Genomic DNA, 18,306 nt, shown 5'->3' with positions numbered 1-18,306 from the left:
GCGATTATGAAAACATAATCACAAAATATGCATAAAAAATCATACGATGGCAACGAAAAGATCAGCGATTCAGGAAGTTCGCCAGCAGCTGGTGGCCCTGCTCGCTGAGGATGCTTTCCGGGTGGAACTGCACCCCCTCCAGATCCCACTCCCGATGGCGAAGGCCCATAATTTCCCGGGTATCGCTCCAGGCTGTTACTTCAAAACTGGCGGGCAAGGTTGCAGGTTCAACAATCAGAGAGTGATACCGGGTAACGGTAAGCGGATTATTCAGGCCGGCAAACACGCCTTTGCCGGTGTGGGTAATGATGGAGGTCTTGCCGTGCATCACCTTCGCGGCGCGTACCACGCGTGCGCCAGAAGCCTGGGCAATCGCCTGGTGACCCAGACAGACGCCGAGTATCGGCAGCTGTCCGGCATAGCGGCGGATAACCTCCAGCGAAATACCGGCTTCATCGGGCGTACAGGGGCCGGGAGAGATAACAATTTTTTGCGGCCCGAGCGCGTCGATATCCGCCAGGGTCAGCTCATCATTGCGCTTTACCGTAACCTGCGCGCCCAGCTCGCAAAAGTACTGGTACAGGTTCCAGGTGAAAGAGTCATAGTTGTCGATAAGCAGTATCATAGCGGCTCCGTAACGTCGCGAACCGCGTCAGTTTACTCGCTTTCCCGCGCTTCGCTCACCACTTTGCTGAAAATGGTCTGTAACGGCGCCAGATCGCCCATCGCGCCCGCCTGATTTGCACTGCGCCAGGCTTGCGGGTCTACCTCGCGCCAGTCCAGCAGATACCCGGCGTGGAGCGCCAGCTGCTCAAAGAAGATACGCTGGGCCAGCCCGTTGCCGATGCGGAACGGATGCAGAACGTTGATCTCACAATAGTAGTGCGCGAGGCGCTCGATAAACGCGTCACGCTCCAGCCCCGCCAGATAGTCTTCGTCTTCCAGCGCCTGCATCAGGGCATTGCCCTCTTTCTCAAGGTATTCGAAATGGCAAAAACGGGTATCGCCTTCGTAAATGTCCACTTCCCGCAGTTCGCCTGCCCAGTCGAACACGTCCTGATAGAGATATTGGTGAATGGCGCACAGGTGCGGCAGACCGCGAATCACCGGGCCGGGGCCGAGCGTGGCTGCACGCAGCGCGGTAAATTCATACGCCGCCTGCTCAAGACGCTGCGCCTGACGAATGCCGAGGCGGTTTTTCATTACTTTCGAACCGGCATAGAGATAAGGGTCGCGCCCGTCGCCAAATTTATCGCTCATACTCCCCCCTTAACGTCTCTATACGCGCCAGCGCCTCTTCTTCGCTCAACTCCACCAGCGGGATCTCAACCCCCTCTAACCGACGGCTGGCCTGAAAATTGAGATTGCGTTGCCGTTCCCATAGCCGGGACTTTTGTTTTTCGGTGAGTTTTTTAGTCATTGCGTCTCCCTCAACGTAACCTCATGTGCCACAAGTATAAGCAGCAATTTAAGGATGTGCCGTCAGGAAGAGACGATGCGGGTGGCGGGCACCCGCAGGGGGAGGAATTACGGCAGAACTTTCGCGGAGAGGATAACTACCGGTTTTGACGGCACATTCTGATACGGACCGACGTCGTGGGTTTGCACCTGCGAAATCTTATCGGCCACGTCCATGCCTTTCACAACTTTACCAAACACCGCATAGCCGAAATCGCGCTGGCCGTGGTCGAGGAACGCGTTATCGGCCACGTTCAGGAAGAACTGGCTGGTGGCGCTGTCTTTGTCAGCGGTGCGCGCCATCGAGATAGTGCCGCGGGTGTTACGCAGGCCGTTATCGGCTTCGTTTTTAATCGGCGGGTTCGGCTGCTTCTGCTGCATTTCAGCGGTGAAGCCGCCGCCCTGAATCATAAAGCCCGGGATCACGCGATGGAAGGTGGTGTTGTTGTAGTAACCGCTGTTCACGTAATCGACGAAGTTCTTCACCGAAATCGGCGCTTTTTGATTATTTAATTCCAGCTCAATGTTGCCGGCAGAGGTGGTAAGCAGAACGTGAGTATCGCCTTTTGCCGCCAGTGCAGCCGGGGAGATTGCGGAAAGCGCTAAAACAGCCGCGACTGCCGCCAGTGTCGATTTGAGCATGAAAATTCCTTACGAAAGCGATGAGTGTTGCAAGTGGATTGATTCTAAAGAGCACCGATCGCAGGCGCCAGCCTTTTACTTATTTTTACGAAGATGTTTTAAGCTGTTTCAGCAAGGCAAACGTTATCGTATGATGCACATCTGTGACAGAAGTCATGTATTGATGGGTTGGTTTCAGAAAACGCCTATCAAATTGTTTAATTACGTCACATGAATGCATAAAATCTGCACGCCCCTGCGCTGTCAACGCGCTTTACACATCTATTCACAGGCTCGCTATGACCAACAGCAACCGCTTACAGCTCACATGGATTAGCTATTTCTCCTACGCCCTTACTGGTGCGCTGGTAATTGTCACCGGGATGGTGATGGGAAATATCGCAGAATATTTTAATCTGCCGGTTTCCAGCATGAGTAACACCTTCACCTTCCTGAACGCCGGGATCCTGATTTCCATCTTCCTGAATGCCTGGCTGATGGAAATCATCCCGCTGAAAACCCAGCTGCGCTTCGGCTTTGTGCTGATGGTGCTCGCGGTTGCCGGGTTAATGCTGGGCCACAGCATCGCCCTGTTCTCTGCATCCATGTTTGTACTCGGCCTGGTGAGTGGGATCACCATGTCTATCGGTACCTTCCTCATCACCCATATGTATGAAGGCCGTAGCCGCGGTGCGCGTCTGCTGTTTACCGACTCCTTCTTCAGCATGGCCGGGATGATTTTCCCGATGCTGGCGGCGTGGCTGCTGGCGCGTACCATTGAGTGGTACTGGGTCTATGCGGCGATTGGTCTGGTGTACGTGGCCATCTTCGCGCTGACCTTCGGCTGTGAGTTCCCGGTACTGGGTAAAAAAGCGGTCACCACCAGCCAGCCGGTCGCCAAAGAAAAATGGGGTATTGGCGTACTGTTCCTGGCCGTTGCTGCACTCTGCTACATCCTCGGCCAGCTGGGCTTTATCGCCTGGGTACCTAAGTATGTGGAAGGGCTGGGCAAGAGCATTGAGGACCAGGGACAGCTGGTGAGTAACTTCTGGATGTCGTACATGATCGGCATGTGGGCGTTCAGCTTCATCCTGCGCTTCTTCGATCTGCAGCGCATTCTGACCGTGCTGGCGGGCCTGGCTACGGTGCTGATGTACTTCTTCATCAACGGCAACCCGGAACACATGACGTGGTTTATTCTGGCACTGGGCTTCTTCTCCAGCGCGATTTACACCTCGATCATCACCCTGGGTTCGCTGCAGACTAAAGTCGCCTCACCGAAGCTGGTTAACTTTATTCTGACCTGCGGCACCGTTGGCACCATGCTGACCTTCATCGTAACGGCACCGATTGTTGCCAGCCACGGCACCAAAGCGGCGCTGATGACGGCAAACGGCCTCTACGCTGTGGTCTTTATTATGTGCTTCGTGCTCGGCTTCGTGACGCGTCACCGCCAGCATGCCACTACCGCAGCGGCACATTAATCGCTGTCAGTCCCTCTCTGCGGAGAGGGACGTTTTTTCCTACCCCATTACCCCTCGCTCCGCTTGTTAACGTCAGGTTAAGTGAGTAATCCCAAATCAGTAGTCTCGCTTAAAAAACAGTCAAAAACCGCCCCTCAATAAATTGTCATACAATTCCAGCGCTTACAAAAAACATTACAATTCATAGGGATACCACCTAAGTAGTAGGCAAAGTCGTATTTGATCTATATCAATAAGATGGCGTGCTGAATCGTTAAGGTAGGAGGTAATAGAATAGAAATCGAGGCAAAAATGAGCAATGTCAGACTCGCTATAATTGGTAACGGCATGGTCGGGCACCGCTTTATCGAAGAGCTTCTCGATAAAGCCGAACCCGGTCAGTTTGAAATTACCGTTTTCTGTGAAGAGCCCCGTATCGCATACGATCGTGTCCACCTCTCCTCTTACTTTTCCCATCATACCGCTGAAGAACTCTCGCTGGTCCGCGAAGGCTGGTATGAAAAACGCGGCGTGCAGGTGCTGGTGGGCGAACGCGCCATCACCATTAACCGTCAGGAGAAGGTGATCCACTCCAGCGCCGGACGCACCGTTTATTACGACAAACTGATCATGGCGACCGGCTCCTATCCGTGGATCCCACCGATTAAAGGTTCAGATACCCAGGACTGCTTTGTTTACCGCACTATCGAAGATCTCAACGCCATCGAAGCCTGCGCGCGTCGCAGTAAACGCGGCGCGGTGGTCGGCGGCGGTCTGCTCGGCCTGGAAGCCGCGGGCGCGCTGAAAAACCTGGGCGTTGAAACGCACGTTATCGAATTCGCACCCATGCTGATGGCCGAACAGCTCGATCAGATGGGCGGCGAGCAGCTGCGTCGTAAAATCGAAAGCATGGGCGTGCGCGTCCACACCAGCAAAAATACCCAGGAGATCGTCCAGCAGGGCACCGAGGCGCGTAAAACCATGCGTTTCGCCGACGGCAGCGAGCTGGAAGTCGATTTCATCGTCTTCTCCACCGGTATCCGCCCACGCGATAAGCTGGCGAATCAATGCGGCCTCGCCATCGCTCAGCGCGGCGGGATCATGGTGAACGATGTCTGCCAGACGTCCGACCCGGATATTTACGCTATCGGCGAGTGCGCCAGCTGGAACAACCGCGTGTACGGTCTGGTGGCCCCGGGCTACAAAATGGCGCAGGTAACCGTCGATCATCTGCTGGGTAATGAAAATGCCTTTGCAGGGGCCGACCTGAGCGCCAAGCTGAAGCTGCTCGGTGTCGACGTAGGCGGTATCGGCGATGCTCACGGCCGTACGCCGGGCGCGCGCAGCTACGTCTATCTCGACGAAAGCAAAGAGGTCTACAAACGGCTTATCGTCAGCCCGGATAACAAAACCCTGCTCGGCGCGGTGCTGGTGGGCGATACCAGCGACTACGGTAACCTGCTGCAGCTGGTGCTGAACGCCATCGAACTGCCGGAAAACCCGGACGCGTTGATCCTCCCGGCGCACGCCAGCAGCGGCAAGCCCTCTATCGGCGTCGATAAACTGCCTGACAGCGCGCAAATCTGCTCCTGCTTCGATGTCACGAAAGGCGACCTGGTTGCCGCCATTGGGCGCGGCTGCCACACCGTTGCGGCGCTGAAAGCCGAAACCAAAGCCGGTACCGGCTGTGGCGGCTGCATCCCGCTGGTGACCCAGGTGCTGAACGCCGAGCTGGCGAAACAAGGCATCGAGGTGACCAACAACCTCTGCGAACACTTTGCCTTCTCGCGCCAGGAGCTGTATCACCTCATTCGCGTCGAAGGCATCAAATCCTTTGACGAGCTGCTGGCGAAATACGGCAAAGGCTACGGCTGTGAAGTGTGTAAACCGACCGTGGGTTCACTGCTCGCCTCCTGCTGGAACGAATACGTGCTCAAACCGCAGCACACGCCGCTGCAGGATACCAACGACAACTTCCTGGCAAACATCCAGAAAGACGGCACCTACTCGGTGATCCCACGCTCTGCCGGAGGCGAAATCACGCCGGAAGGGCTGATGGAAGTGGGCCGTATTGCCCGCGAATTCAACCTTTACACCAAAATCACCGGTTCGCAGCGCATCGGCCTGTTCGGGGCGCAGAAAGATGACCTGCCGGAAATCTGGCGTCAGTTGATCAGCGCCGGCTTCGAAACCGGCCACGCCTATGCGAAAGCGCTGCGCATGGCGAAAACCTGCGTCGGCAGCACCTGGTGCCGCTACGGTGTCGGCGACAGCGTCGGCTTCGGCGTCGAGCTGGAGAACCGCTACAAAGGCATCCGCACCCCGCACAAAATGAAGTTTGGCGTGTCCGGCTGCACGCGTGAATGCGCAGAAGCCCAGGGTAAAGATGTCGGCATCATCGCCACCGAGAAAGGCTGGAACCTCTACGTCTGCGGCAACGGCGGCATGAAACCACGCCACGCTGACCTGCTGGCGGCCGACCTCGATCGCGAAACGCTGCTGCACTACCTCGATCGCTTCATGATGTTCTACATCCGCACGGCGGATAAGCTGCAGCGCACTTCGGTCTGGCTGGAAAACCTGGAAGGCGGCATCGACTACGTCAAGAGCGTGATCATCGACGACAAGCTGGGGCTGAATGCGCAGCTGGAAGCAGAAATGGCCCGTCTGCGCGATGCGGTGATCTGCGAGTGGACCGAAACGGTCAACGATCCGCAGGCGCAGGTACGTTTCAGACACTTCATTAACAGCGACCGTCGTGACCCGAATGTGCAGGTGGTGAATGAGCGCCAGCAGCACCGTCCGGCTACGCCATATGAACGCATCCCTGTCACCCTTGTGGAGGAAACCGTATGAGCCAGTGGAATACGATTTGTCAGATAGACGACATCATCCCGGCCACCGGCGTCTGTGCGCTGGTGGGCGATCAACAGGTCGCCATCTTCCGCCCCGGCAAAGAAGAACAGGTTTACGCCATCAGCAATATCGACCCGTTCTTTGAGTCCAGCGTGCTTTCCCGCGGGCTGATTGCCGAACATCAGGGCGAGCTGTGGGTTGCCAGTCCGCTGAAAAAACAGCGCTTCCGCCTGCGCGACGGGCTATGCATGGAAGATGAGAGCCGCTCGGTCGCCCATTACGAGACGCGCGTCCAGGACGGCATGGTCCAGGTGAAAAACTGATAATCCGGGGGCGCAAGGCCCCCGTTTTTTTACCCGCTCCCGACCGGAGCCAGCGAATTCTTTTTAATCCTGAGGCATTACTATGTTTACCGACACGATCAATAAGTGTGCGGCCAACGCGGCACGCATCGCACGACTGAATAAAGAGAGTCCGCTCGGCTTCTGGATCGGCTCAGCGATGGCGGGCGCCTATGTTGGCATGGCTATTATTCTCATCTTCACCCTTGGCAATCTGCTCGAACCTGCGGTGCGTCCGCTGGTGATGGGAGCCACCTTTGGTATCGCCCTGACGCTGGTCATCATCGCTGGCTCCGAGCTGTTCACCGGCCACACGATGTTTCTTACCTTCGGCGTGAAAGCCGGCACCATCAACCAGCGGCAGATGTGGACTATCCTGCCACAGACCTGGCTCGGAAACCTGATGGGGTCGGTGTTTGTCGCCCTGCTCTACGCCTGGGGTGGCGGTAGCCTGCTGCCGGTGGATACCAGCCTGCTGCATACCGCGGCACTGGCGAAAACCAGCGCACCGGCAGCGGTGCTGTTCTTCAAAGGGGCGCTGTGTAACTGGCTGGTATGCCTGGCAATCTGGATGGCAATCCGCACTGAGGGTGCCGCGAAGTTCATCGCCATCTGGTGGTGCCTGCTGGCATTTATCGCTTCCGGCTACGAGCACTCTGTCGCTAACATGACGCTGTTCGCCCTCTCCTGGTTCGGCCATCACAGCGAGACCTACACCCTTTCAGGTATCGGCCATAACCTTTTGTGGGTAACCCTGGGCAACACCCTTTCCGGTGCCGTATTTATGGGGCTGGGTTATTGGTATGCTACGCCTGAAGCGGAGCGTCCCGGTACGGAGACCGTCGCGATAACCAAGGCTGCGGCCAATAATTAAGAGGTAATGTCGTGGATCACCTGCCCATATTTTGCCAGTTACGCGATCGTGACTGCCTGCTGGTTGGCGGCGGCGATGTTGCGGAGCGTAAAGCCCGTCTGCTGCTGGACGCTGGCGCCCGCCTCACTGTTAACGCCCTGCGCTTCGACCCGCAGTTTACCGTCTGGGCCGATGCCGGTGCGTTAACGCTGGCGCAGGGCGCGTTTGATGAAGCCCTGCTGGATACCTGTTGGCTGGTGATCGCCGCCACCGATGACGATGCAGTCAATCAACAGGTCAGCGACGCCGCTGAAGCGCGGCGGATCTTCTGTAACGTGGTGGACGCACCGAAACAAGCCAGCTTTATCATGCCGTCGATAATTGACCGTTCGCCGCTGATGGTGGCCGTCTCGTCGGGCGGCACCTCACCGGTGCTGGCTCGCCTGCTGCGCGAAAAACTGGAAGCGCTGCTGCCGCAGCATCTCGGCAAGGTGGCCCACTATGCCGGTCAGTTGCGCGGTCGGGTGAAGCAGACGTTCAGCGCCATGAGCGAACGCCGCCGCTTCTGGGAGAAATTCTTCGTCAACGATCGCCTGGCGCAGTCGCTGGCCAATGAGGATGCGGCGGCGGTAGAGGCCATTACCGGGACGCTGTTCAGCGAGCCGCTGGAAAATCGCGGTGAAGTGGTGCTGGTGGGCGCCGGACCGGGGGATGCGGGCCTGCTGACCCTCAAAGGTTTACAGCAGATCCAGCAGGCGGACATCGTGGTCTACGACCGCCTGGTGTCCGATGAGATCATGAACCTGGTGCGCCGCGACGCCGATCGCGTGTTTGTCGGCAAGCGCGCCGGCTATCACTGCGTGCCGCAGGAGGAAATTAATCAGATCCTGCTGCGCGAAGCCCAGCGCGGCAAGCGCGTGGTGCGTCTTAAGGGCGGCGATCCGTTTATCTTCGGGCGCGGCGGCGAAGAGCTGGAAACGCTGTGCCACGCCGGGATCCCGTTCTCGGTAGTTCCCGGCATCACCGCCGCCTCTGGCTGCTCCGCCTATGCCGGTATTCCTCTTACCCACCGCGATTACGCTCAGAGCGTGCGGCTGGTTACCGGCCACCTGAAAAGCGGCGGCGCGATGGACTGGCACAATCTGGCCGCAGAACAGCAGACGCTGGTGTTTTATATGGGTCTGAACCAGGCGGCAACGATTCAGGAGAAGTTGCTGGAGCACGGCATGGCAGCGGATATGCCGGTGGCGCTGGTCGAGAACGGCACCGCGGTTAAACAGCGCGTGGTGGACGGGGTGCTGACGCAGCTGGGCGAACTGGCGACTCAGGTAGAAAGCCCGAGCCTGATTATCGTCGGGCGGGTGGTGGCCCTGCGCAACAAGCTCAACTGGTTTTCAAGCCACTAAACGTCAGGCGTAAAAAAGGCAGGTTACCCTGCCTTTTTCTTTTGGTTTACGGCTGCCTTACAGCGGCTTGCCGACGAAACCAATCGCGTCATACACCTTCTTCAGGGTTTCAGACGCGCGGGCACTCGCTTTTTCTGCCCCGTCTTTCATCACCTGATTCAGGAACGCTTCGTCGTTGCGATAGCGGTGATAGCGCTCCTGCAGCTCGGTGAGCATGCCGGACACAGCTTCCGCCACTTCCCCTTTGAGATGACCATACATTTTGCCATCAAAGTGCTGTTCCAGCTCCGCGATGCTCTGACCGGTAACGCCGGAGAGAATATCCAGCAGGTTGGAAACCCCCGGTTTGTTCACCACGTCGTAACGTACCACCGGCGGCTCATCGGAGTCGGTCATCGCGCGTTTCAGTTTCTTCACCACCGCTTTCGGATCTTCCAGCAGGCCGATAACGTTGTTGCGATTGTCGTCAGACTTGGACATCTTTTTGGTCGGGTCCAGCAGGGACATCACGCGCGCGCCAGATTTCGGAATGAACGGCTCAGGCACTTTGAAAATCTCACCGTAAATGGCGTTGAAGCGGCTCGCCACGTCGCGGCTCAGCTCAAGATGCTGCTTCTGATCTTCGCCTACCGGCACCTGATTGGTCTGATACAGCAGAATATCCGCCGCCATCAGCACCGGGTAATCAAACAGCCCGGCGTTAATGTTCTCTTCGTAACGCGCCGATTTATCTTTGAACTGGGTCATGCGGCTCAGCTCGCCGAAGTAGGTGTAGCAGTTCAGCGCCCATCCCAGCTGCGCGTGCTCAGGCACGTGGGACTGCACGAAGATGGTGCTTTTGGCCGGGTCGATGCCACAGGCGAGATAAAGCGCCAGGGTATCGAGGGTGGCTTTGCGCAGCTTCTCAGGATCCTGACGCACGGTAATTGCATGCTGATCGACGATGCAGTAAATGCAGTGGTACTCATCCTGCATGTTTACCCACTGACGCAGCGCACCCATGTAGTTACCAATGGTCAATTCACCTGACGGCTGCGCGCCACTAAAAACGATGGGCTTACTCATTTTCTGATTCCTGATTGTCACTGTGCGAAAGCCCGAAGACGGGCAGAATGTCACGGAAGCGATCGAACACCATGTCCGGTTTGCTCAGCGTAATCGCTTCACCGTAGTTGTAGCCGTAGGTCAGGCCGACGGAAACGAATCCGGCAGCCTGCGCGGCGAGAATATCATTGCGCGAATCGCCGACAAACAGCAGCGACTGCGGAGCCAGCTCCAGCTGTTTTGCCACCAGCAGCAGCGGTTCCGGATGCGGCTTTTTGTTTTCCACATCGTCACCGCCAATCACCACGCTGAAGTAGCGCGCAATGCCGAGGGATTCCAGCAGCGGGGCGACAAACGGCGTCGGCTTATTGGTCACCAGCGCCATCGGCGTACCGTTAGCATGCAGCGCGGCCAGGGTCGTTTCCACATCCGGGAACAGGAAACTGCCCTCTTCCACGCTGGCGGCGTAATAGCGGTCGAACAGCTTACGCAGCACCCGCGCTTGCTCTTCCTGAGGAATATCAGCGTCGTCGATAGCCGGTTTACCGGAGGCGGCACGCAGTGCTGCCCTCTCCTGACGCGCCCAGTTCAGCGCACGCTCCATCAGCACATCCGCGCCGTTACCAATCCAGGTAATCACCCGCGCTTCGCCTGGCTGGGGCAGTTCGAGCGCATACAGCGCCATATCCACGGCGTGCGCCAGACCCGGCGCGCTGTCTACCAGCGTTCCATCGAGGTCAAACGCCACGCCGCGCAGGTTGGCTGACTTATCCATGCTGCACCTTCGCCAGTTCACTACGCATCTCGTCGATGACCGCTTTGTAATCCGGCGTGTCGAAAATCGCCGAACCGGCGACAAACATATCCGCGCCCGCCGCTGCGATGTCGGCAATGTTGTTCACCTTTACGCCACCGTCTACTTCCAGACGAATATCACGGCCGGACGCATCAATACGCTGGCGCACGTCGCGCAGCTTATCGAGCGTATGCGGGATAAAGGACTGGCCGCCGAAGCCCGGGTTAACCGACATCAGCAGGATGACGTCGAGCTTATCCATCACGTGATCGAGGTAACTTAGCGGCGTGGCCGGATTAAACACCAGGCCCGCTTTACAGCCGTGCTCTTTGATGAGCTGCAGCGAACGATCGATGTGCTCGGAGGCTTCCGGGTGGAAAGTAATGAAGCTGGCACCCGCCGCGGCGAAGTCGGGAATGATGCGATCCACAGGTTTAACCATCAGATGCACGTCGATCGGTGCGGTAATGCCGTAGTTACGCAGCGCCTTCAATACCATCGGCCCGATGGTAAGGTTTGGCACGTAGTGGTTATCCATCACATCGAAGTGCACGACATCAGCACCCGCTGCCAGCACCTTTGCGGTGTCTTCACCCAGCCTGGCGAAATCCGCCGACAGAATAGAGGGGGCAATCAAAAACTGTTTCATCCGCTTCTCCATCAATTATGCATCTGTGTGGCGGCGCACCGCGATCAGCCTTTATACAGCGCCAGCAGTTCGTCCACCTTTTTACGCGTACCGCCGTTGCTGCTGATGCTGCGTCGAACTTTGACGACCTTCAGCGAATCCGCGCCCTGATACCACTCGCGCGTTAACAGGGTATCGTGATTTGAAATCAGCACCGGCACGCGATTGCGCTTCAGCCCTTCCGCCAGCGTCGCCAGATGCTGCTGCTGGACCAGATCGAAGCTATTGGTGTGGTACGCCGTGAAGTTAGCCGTCAGTGAAAGAGGGGCGTAGGGCGGGTCGCAATAGACCACGTTGCCCTGCTGCGCGCGCCCCATGCTCGCCTCATAGGACTCGCAAAAGAACTCGGCGTTCTGCGCGCGCTCGGCGAAATGATACAGCTCCGCTTCCGGGAAATACGGGCGCTTGTAGCGGCCAAACGGCACATTGAACTCGCCGCGCAGATTGTAACGGCACAGGCCATTGTAGCCATGCCGATTGAGATATAAGAACAGCAGCCCGCGACGAAACGCATCACGGCTCTGATTAAACTCGGTGCGCAGCTGGTAGTAGGTTTCCGACGCGTTGGCTTCAGGCGTAAAGAGCTTGCGCGCTTCGCTTACATACTCGTCGGTACGGTGTTTTACCGTGTTATAGAGGTCGATCAGATCGCTGTTGATATCCGCGAGGATGTAGCGCTGGTAACCGGTATTAAGAAACACCGACCCGGCGCCCACGAAAGGTTCGACAAGGCAGTCTCCCTCAGGGAGATGAAGTTTTATTTCATCGAGCAGGGGGTATTTCCCCCCTGCCCATTTAAGAAAAGCGCGATTTTTTTTCATGCTGTCCGACTGGTTTACCTGCTCCCGCTGTGGAGAGAGGCTCCGACAGCATTGTGCGCTTTACTCATTGTTTCAAATCGGCCTGAACCTGGTGAATGGGTTTTGCCCACGGGTTTTTCGCCTGTACGTCCGCCGGCAGCGTGGTGACCGCGCGACGCGCTTCATCTTTACTGGCGTACACGCCGCTGACCAGCACGTACCACGGCTGACCGTTACGGGTAGTTTTATACACCACGACGTTGCTGAGATTTTCTTTCTTCGCCCACGCGTTGAGGTTATTCAGGTTCGACGAGCTGCTCAGCTGCAGGGTGTAATGGTTGCCCGGCGCCGATTTCAGCGCGCCGACGTTGCCAGTGGCAGTGCCTGTAGCGGCAGCGGCTTTCGGCGCGGTGCTGGCCGCCGGTGTTGCCGGTTTGGCGGCGGCAGGTTTCGTCGCAGCTGGTTTAGGCTCGCTGGCTTTCGCCGGTGCCTGCGGCTTGTTCTGCGCGGTCTCGGTCTTACGCGGCGCAGGTTCGATCACCGCGCGCTGGCGCTCACGAACCGGTGCAGCTTTAGTGCCGCTCGGTTGCTCGGTACGCGCAGCCTGACGCGCCGGTTCGCTACCGTGAATGGGCGCGACGGTGGCGGGTTCGGTAGGCAGCGTGGAACCTGAAGCGACGTTATCGATCTGACCCTGCTGCTGGGTAAGCGCGGTGTTCAAATCGCCAGGAACTTCAACGCGACGCTGATTATCCGGGGTAGCGGGTGCCTGGCCTTCGGTTGGGGTAGCGGCCACGGGTGGCACCGAGATATCCTGCGGCGCAGCCGGATTCTCTGCGGACGTCGTGCCCGGCTGCGGCTGTGCGCCGTTGGCCTGGTTCGCCGCCGTCTCGCCGGTGCCACCGGAGAGATCGATACTACGTTCAACCGGCTGATTATCAGCCGTCGCCTTATCGGTAGATGGGGTATTGAGGGCGGAACCAATGCCGAAAATGAGCAGCAGCAGTACCAGAATGCCCAGGCCCATCATCAGATGCTGGCGCGAAACAGGGCCTTTAGCCGGTGCAGCTTTGCTTTTACGACGACGAGGACGCGTTACCGCCTCGTCATCCGGCGTCTGATCGAGGTCATATTCATCGGCAGCGCGTTCATCACGCGCGCGACGCGACCGGGACGGACGGCGATCGTCGCCATCGACGTCCAGATCGTCGAAATTGATTTGCGGCTCGTTATCGCCTGCAGATTTACGGCCACGGGCAGGACGATCGCTGGGATCGGGTTTCAGCTCGTCTTCTGGTTTGAACTCATCCATTTAACACCCCACTCAAAGGCTCTGCCGGTCTCGCGACGCTGCGCATCACCCAAAGTTAAAAATCGCCCAACGACGGCGACCAGACCTTCTAATAATATGACCCGTTAACGCTTAACGTGGCAGAACGCGCTGAATTTACGTGAAACGTTAACCCGCGCGTCGCCACAGCATGTTCCGGATTACGCAGGCTGACAATCAGCAATCGCGCTTAACACGACATCATGCGGTACACCGCCGCGCACTTCGCTTTTCCCGATGCCCAGCGGCAGCACCAGACGCAGCTCACCGCCCAGCACTTTTTTATCGCGCATCATATGCGGCAGATAGGTATCGGGCGCCATGCTTTGTGGCCCAACAACTGGCAGCCCTGCACGCGTCAGCAGCGTGGTGATACGGGTAATGTCCTGCTCGTCGAACTGACCGAGACGCTGTGCAGTGCGCGCGGCCATCACCATACCCGCAGCAACCGCTTCGCCATGCAGCCAGTTACCGTAGCCCATATGCGCTTCGATTGCATGCCCGAAAGTATGCCCGAGGTTCAGCAGCGCGCGCAGACCGGATTCGCGCTCGTCGGCAGCCACCACTTCCGCTTTAATTTCACAGCAGCGGCGAATGCAGTACGCCATCGCCGCGCCGTCTAAGGCCAGCAGCGCATCCAGGTTTTCTTCAAGCCAGCTAAAGAACGCGCCATCAAGTATGATGCCGTACTTAATCACTTCGGCAAGGCCGGAGGCCAGTTCACGTGCGGGAAGGGTTTTCAGGCACTCCAGATCCACCACCACGGACGCGGGCTGATAAAACGCACCGATCATGTTTTTACCGAGGGGATGGTTGACGGCCGTTTTACCGCCGACGGAGGAGTCCACCTGCGAAAGCAGCGTGGTAGGAACCTGAATGAAACGAACGCCGCGCTGGTAGCTCGCCGCAGCGAAACCGGTGAGATCGCCGATAACCCCGCCGCCTAATGCAATAAGCGTGGTGTCACGGGCATGCGGTTTTTCCAGCAGCGCGGTAAAAACGGTATCCAGAACGGAGAGGCTTTTAAACTGCTCTCCGTCTGGAAGAATGACCTGATCCACTTTCACACCCGCCGCTTCAAGCACCTGACGCACTTTCGCCAGATACACCGGCGCCAGTGTTTCATTGGTGACCAGCATCGTCTGATCACCTGCTTTCAACGGCCAGAAAGAAGCCGGATCGTTGAACAATCCGGCGGCGATGGTGATTGGGTAACTACGTTCCCCGAGAGTGACGGTAATCCTCTCCATGACGCGAAGCCCACCTTCTTTTACTTATACCCGCAGGCGAGTGTGTGAGTAAGCCAGAATCAGTTGTTTTCCAGCATATGAATAATCTGGTTTGCGACCACTTTAGCGCTCTGGTCATCAGTACGAACGGTGACGTCCGCTATTTCTTCATACAGTGGGTTACGCTCGTTCGCCAGTGCTTCAAGCACTTCACGCGGCGGCGTCTCTACCTGCAGCAGCGGACGTTTTTTATCACGTTGCGTACGCGCCAGCTGCTTCTCGATAGTGGTTTCGAGATAGACCACAACGCCACGGGCGGAGAGTCGGTTACGGGTTTCGCGCGATTTAACTGAACCGCCGCCGGTAGCCAGAACAATACCCTGCTTTTCCGTCAGCTCATTGATCACTTTTTCTTCGCGATCGCGGAAACCTTCTTCGCCTTCTACATCGAAGACCCAGCCCACATCAGCTCCGGTTCGTTTCTCAATCTCTTGATCAGAATCGTAAAATTCCATATTCAGTTGTTGAGCTAACTGACGCCCAATAGTGCTTTTGCCGGCACCCATAGGCCCAACCAGAAAGATATTGCGTTTCTCTGCCATTTTTTTGGTACTACTAAGACAATTCGTTGATGATAAACCCGCTTTGCATATACCCGGCGCAGCAGGACATGAACTGAAACCTCATAAGCGATAGTGCGAGAGTCAGACTGAAAATTATCTCAGTACTCAAGCGGGTTTGGCAACCGAATAAATTACCGCGCCTGACGCGCAGGAAAGAAAAGGCTTTTCACGGAAGTGCCGCTCGAACAGACGCTCAAATCGGTACTCCTTGTATGATAATTCCTTCCGCGCGTCAAACTTCGGAGCCAGGTTTATGACAAAAAACAGGGGTTTCACCAGCGAAAGTCATTTTATGGCAAGTAACCGCGGCGTAATAAAAACGACTAATTCACGCCTTTCGTTATCTTTCCCGTCGTGCCGAAACAGCCCTCCCAGCAAGGGAATTTGACCCAGCAGCGGAACACGATCGCTACCGTTTTTATGCTTTTGTTGAAAGATGCCGCCCAGGGCGATGGTTTCACCGTTTTTTACCTCAACGATGGTTTCAATTTCTTGTTTATCAATAGCAAGCACCTCTCCTTCCGCCTGCTTGAGTACCTGTCCCGGCATATTCTGGCTGAGACGCAATTTCAGACGAATTCGCCCCTCCGTCTGGATAACCGGTGTGACCTCCATGCCCAGCACCGCTTCTTTGAATTCGATTGAGGTCGCGCCACTTTCGCCGCTCGACACCTGATAGGGAATTTCACTCCCCTGTTTGATGCTGGCCGGCTGCTGATGCGAAGCAAGCAAGCGCGGGCTGGCAATAATATCTACCTGCTGGCGCTGCTCCAGCGCCGAAAGCTCCACTGCCAGCGTGCGCCCATCGACGCGTCCGATACTAAAACCAAGCCGGCTGCTGGCGTCAGCAACACTGACATCCGCAGCCACAGAAAGATGGCCGGCATCGACCTCCCCGTTTCCCCACTTCACGCCCAGCTCTCTCAGGCTTTGCTGGTTCATGGTGACGATATGGGCAAGTAGCTCCACCTGCCCGAGTGGCGTGTCCATCTCGTCAACCACCTTGCTAAGCCGCTCGATCGCTGCCCGGGTATCGCGCACCAGCAGGCTGTTGGTGCGCTTATCTGCAACCAGCGATCCCTGCGGGCTGAGCAGTTTCAGGCCCGATGTCAGGCTGGTCACCAGCTCCGACGCCTCGGCATATTTCAATGGCAGGGTGGCATTCACCAGCGGTGACTGCTGCTGCGTGGCCTCGCGCTTCGCGGCCTGCTCCGCCAGCCAGCCGCCGGGGTAAACCCGCAGCACTTCACCATCACGGCGCGAATAGAGACCGGCGCTGTCAATCACCGTGCGAAACGCCTGGCTCCAGGGCACGTCAGTCAGCTGCAGCGAAATGTTGCCCGTGACGCCGGGCGCGATCACCAGATTACGTTGCTCACTTGCGGCCAGCGCCTGCAGTACCTGCACCGCCGGCACGTCGTCTACCGTCAGCGAGACGTGATTTTCCTGGCGACTTTGCGCGCTCAGCGGCAGCCACAGTAGCGACAGTAATAAGAGGATTCCCTTCATGTTTTTTCTCCTGAAACATCCAGTGTAGTGTGCCGGGCAGACAGCGCTGCTGCGCCGTTGCCGCGACCTCGTGATGCGTTACCCCGGTAATACGCAGCCCTTCAGCCAGCGCGTCACCTGCTCGCACGCGCCGCCACGTGCCATCGGCCCCCTGTAAAAGGGCCATCAGGCCGTGCGGATCCTTCAGACGCCCTTTGTAAACCCACTGTGCCGCCGCGCCTGCGCGACAGTGCACGTCCGGCGCGGCAAAGGGATCGCGCGCCCATGTTGACGACAACAGCAGCAGGAGCGGTGCCAGCAGATATTCAGTACGCATCGATTCGCTCCAGGCCCAGCGTCAGCCGCAGATTTCCCTCCGCCTGAGCCAGCGAAAAATGGCTCACGCCCAGCGCATACTGACTGAGTTGACCGAACAACCCGGGGATGGCCTGCCACGCAGCATCGGCAACCAGTTCGCCGCCGCTCTGCTCGCCTGGCTGCCAGCTGACAAAGCTCACCCCCAGACGCTGACAAAAGCTCAATGCCTGAAAAGATGCCGGCGGCACACTGTTCATTATCCTGGTTAGCCTTACTTCCAGGTCGTGGCGGGAGGGTAAGCGCTGCAGGCGCATTTTCAGACGGGCGTTTTCTTCAGGTCGGGAAAGGCCAGCCGGCTCGCTGTTTGCTGCCAGGCTAAGGCAAAGCCCGGCATTCGCCACACTGATAACGCCAATCACCAGACAACCGCTGGCAATGCGCGGGGCTGCCCGCAGGCTGAGCCACGTTTCAATGAACGGATGCATCGTTCACCTCCGTAGGCCAGCGCAGGGTGAATACCGCATGCCCTTGCGCATTGCGGCTGACAGCCCCGACCCGCGGCTGATGAAAACCAGGCGCTGGCCACAAGCGGGAGGAAAACGCGCTCAGCCCATCGGCATTTAGCGCATTCCCGATCGCCGTGATAGCTCCCGTACTGAACTGCAGCTGCGTAAGCCAGACGCTGTCCGGTATCGTTGAGGCAAGCTGGTCGAGCCGCGTTTTCCAGCGCTGATTTTCTGCCAGACGCGCGGCCTGTCGTTGTATCGCAGCCTCTTTGCTTTTTACTTCCGCAGCCAGAGCGCTGACGGTCCTCAGGCGCTCATCCAGCAACGGTTTCAGCGCCGTTTCGCTGTGCTGCCAGTGCCGCAAAGCCTCGTTTTCACTGTTCACCCGCAGGCTAAGCGCAACGGCTGGAGCAATCAGTTGCGAACCGATCAACACGACACTCCACACGCGTAGTTGTGCTTTGCGCCGGGCCGCGCGACGGGGCA

Annotated in this window: 20 protein-coding genes; 5 read left to right on the top strand and 15 right to left on the bottom strand. The window is 57.6% G+C overall.

Annotated elements, in window-relative coordinates:
* Positions 1–61: 61 nt before the first annotated feature.
* The 4 genes from pabA to ppiA form a co-directional block, all read right to left on the bottom strand.
* A complete protein-coding gene (gene pabA, locus KFZ77_RS01530; protein WP_264385270.1) occupies positions 62–625 on the bottom strand; it encodes an aminodeoxychorismate synthase component 2 in 564 nt (187 codons plus the stop codon).
* 32 nt (positions 626–657) lie between these two features.
* Positions 658–1,260 (bottom strand): putative adenosine monophosphate-protein transferase Fic, encoded by a 603-nt coding sequence (locus KFZ77_RS01525; protein ID WP_264385269.1) that lies wholly within the window; start codon positions 1,258–1,260, stop codon positions 658–660.
* Positions 1,250–1,420 (bottom strand): YhfG family protein, encoded by a 171-nt coding sequence (locus tag KFZ77_RS01520; protein WP_072002007.1) that lies wholly within the window; start codon positions 1,418–1,420, stop codon positions 1,250–1,252. The genes KFZ77_RS01525 and KFZ77_RS01520 overlap by 11 nt, the downstream gene beginning before the upstream one ends.
* Before the next feature lie 107 nt (positions 1,421–1,527).
* On the bottom strand, positions 1,528–2,100 hold the full coding sequence (gene ppiA, locus KFZ77_RS01515; protein WP_031521758.1) for a peptidylprolyl isomerase A: 573 nt from the start codon (positions 2,098–2,100) through the stop codon (positions 1,528–1,530).
* A 278-nt stretch (positions 2,101–2,378) separates the two neighbouring features.
* Here ppiA and tsgA point away from each other — a divergent pair, with 278 nt between their 5' ends.
* The 5 genes from tsgA (at position 2,379) to cysG (ending at position 8,998) form a co-directional block, all read left to right on the top strand.
* Positions 2,379–3,563: an MFS transporter TsgA gene (gene tsgA, locus KFZ77_RS01510; protein ID WP_264385268.1), complete on the top strand. Its 1,185-nt coding sequence runs from the start codon at positions 2,379–2,381 to the stop codon at positions 3,561–3,563.
* Between the two features lie 291 nt (positions 3,564–3,854).
* Entirely contained in the window at positions 3,855–6,398 is a 2,544-nt protein-coding gene (gene nirB / locus KFZ77_RS01505) for a nitrite reductase large subunit NirB (protein ID WP_264385267.1), read from the top strand.
* Entirely contained in the window at positions 6,395–6,721 is a 327-nt protein-coding gene (gene nirD, locus KFZ77_RS01500; protein ID WP_031521763.1) for a nitrite reductase small subunit NirD, read from the top strand. The genes nirB and nirD overlap by 4 nt, the downstream gene beginning before the upstream one ends.
* 82 nt (positions 6,722–6,803) lie before the next feature.
* Complete coding sequence (gene nirC, locus KFZ77_RS01495; protein ID WP_264385266.1) at positions 6,804–7,613, top strand: nitrite transporter NirC; 810 nt, start codon at positions 6,804–6,806, stop codon at positions 7,611–7,613.
* Positions 7,614–7,624: 11 nt separating this feature from the next.
* Positions 7,625–8,998 (top strand): siroheme synthase CysG, encoded by a 1,374-nt coding sequence (gene cysG / locus KFZ77_RS01490; RefSeq protein WP_031521766.1) that lies wholly within the window; start codon positions 7,625–7,627, stop codon positions 8,996–8,998.
* Between the two features lie 57 nt (positions 8,999–9,055).
* On the opposite strand, the gene trpS is transcribed toward cysG, so the two are convergent.
* From trpS to KFZ77_RS01435, 11 genes are all read right to left on the bottom strand, one after another.
* On the bottom strand, positions 9,056–10,063 hold the full coding sequence (gene trpS / locus KFZ77_RS01485) for a tryptophan--tRNA ligase (protein WP_031521767.1): 1,008 nt from the start codon (positions 10,061–10,063) through the stop codon (positions 9,056–9,058).
* Positions 10,056–10,817: a phosphoglycolate phosphatase gene (gene gph, locus KFZ77_RS01480; protein WP_031521769.1), complete on the bottom strand. Its 762-nt coding sequence runs from the start codon at positions 10,815–10,817 to the stop codon at positions 10,056–10,058. Before gph ends, trpS begins: the two co-directional genes overlap by 8 nt.
* The gene (gene rpe, locus KFZ77_RS01475) at positions 10,810–11,487 is read right to left on the bottom strand and encodes a ribulose-phosphate 3-epimerase (protein WP_031521770.1); all 678 of its coding nucleotides are present in this window, start codon (positions 11,485–11,487) and stop codon (positions 10,810–10,812) included. Before rpe ends, gph begins: the two co-directional genes overlap by 8 nt.
* A gap of 44 nt (positions 11,488–11,531) precedes the next feature.
* A complete protein-coding gene (gene dam / locus KFZ77_RS01470; RefSeq protein ID WP_264385265.1) occupies positions 11,532–12,347 on the bottom strand; it encodes an adenine-specific DNA-methyltransferase in 816 nt (271 codons plus the stop codon).
* A 64-nt stretch (positions 12,348–12,411) separates the two neighbouring features.
* Positions 12,412–13,638 (bottom strand): cell division protein DamX, encoded by a 1,227-nt coding sequence (gene damX, locus KFZ77_RS01465; RefSeq protein ID WP_264385264.1) that lies wholly within the window; start codon positions 13,636–13,638, stop codon positions 12,412–12,414.
* 179 nt (positions 13,639–13,817) lie between these two features.
* Complete coding sequence (aroB, locus tag KFZ77_RS01460) at positions 13,818–14,906, bottom strand: 3-dehydroquinate synthase (RefSeq protein ID WP_264385263.1); 1,089 nt, start codon at positions 14,904–14,906, stop codon at positions 13,818–13,820.
* Positions 14,907–14,965: 59 nt separating this feature from the next.
* The gene (aroK, locus tag KFZ77_RS01455) at positions 14,966–15,487 is read right to left on the bottom strand and encodes a shikimate kinase AroK (protein WP_024551072.1); all 522 of its coding nucleotides are present in this window, start codon (positions 15,485–15,487) and stop codon (positions 14,966–14,968) included.
* Between the two features lie 306 nt (positions 15,488–15,793).
* Positions 15,794–16,975 carry a secretin N-terminal domain-containing protein gene (locus tag KFZ77_RS01450; protein ID WP_264386228.1) on the bottom strand — a complete coding sequence of 394 codons (1,182 nt, stop codon included), beginning with the start codon at positions 16,973–16,975 and terminating at the stop codon, positions 15,794–15,796.
* The gene (locus tag KFZ77_RS01445; protein ID WP_264385262.1) at positions 16,884–17,333 is read right to left on the bottom strand and encodes a DUF2531 family protein; all 450 of its coding nucleotides are present in this window, start codon (positions 17,331–17,333) and stop codon (positions 16,884–16,886) included. Before KFZ77_RS01445 ends, KFZ77_RS01450 begins: the two co-directional genes overlap by 92 nt.
* On the bottom strand, positions 17,323–17,799 hold the full coding sequence (locus tag KFZ77_RS01440; protein ID WP_051640514.1) for a HofO family protein: 477 nt from the start codon (positions 17,797–17,799) through the stop codon (positions 17,323–17,325). The genes KFZ77_RS01445 and KFZ77_RS01440 overlap by 11 nt, the downstream gene beginning before the upstream one ends.
* Positions 17,783–18,253, bottom strand: a complete 471-nt coding sequence (locus KFZ77_RS01435; protein ID WP_264385261.1) for a PilN domain-containing protein — start codon at positions 18,251–18,253, stop codon at positions 17,783–17,785. The genes KFZ77_RS01440 and KFZ77_RS01435 overlap by 17 nt, the downstream gene beginning before the upstream one ends.
* Positions 18,254–18,306: the final 53 nt, after the last annotated feature.

Origin of the sequence: Siccibacter colletis, from assembly GCF_025914095.1 — a bacterium.
In the GTDB taxonomy this organism is placed as follows: Bacteria; Pseudomonadota; Gammaproteobacteria; order Enterobacterales; family Enterobacteriaceae; genus Siccibacter; species Siccibacter colletis.
Note: the sequence above shows the minus strand (reverse complement) of the source record. Positions and strands in the feature narration are given on the sequence as shown.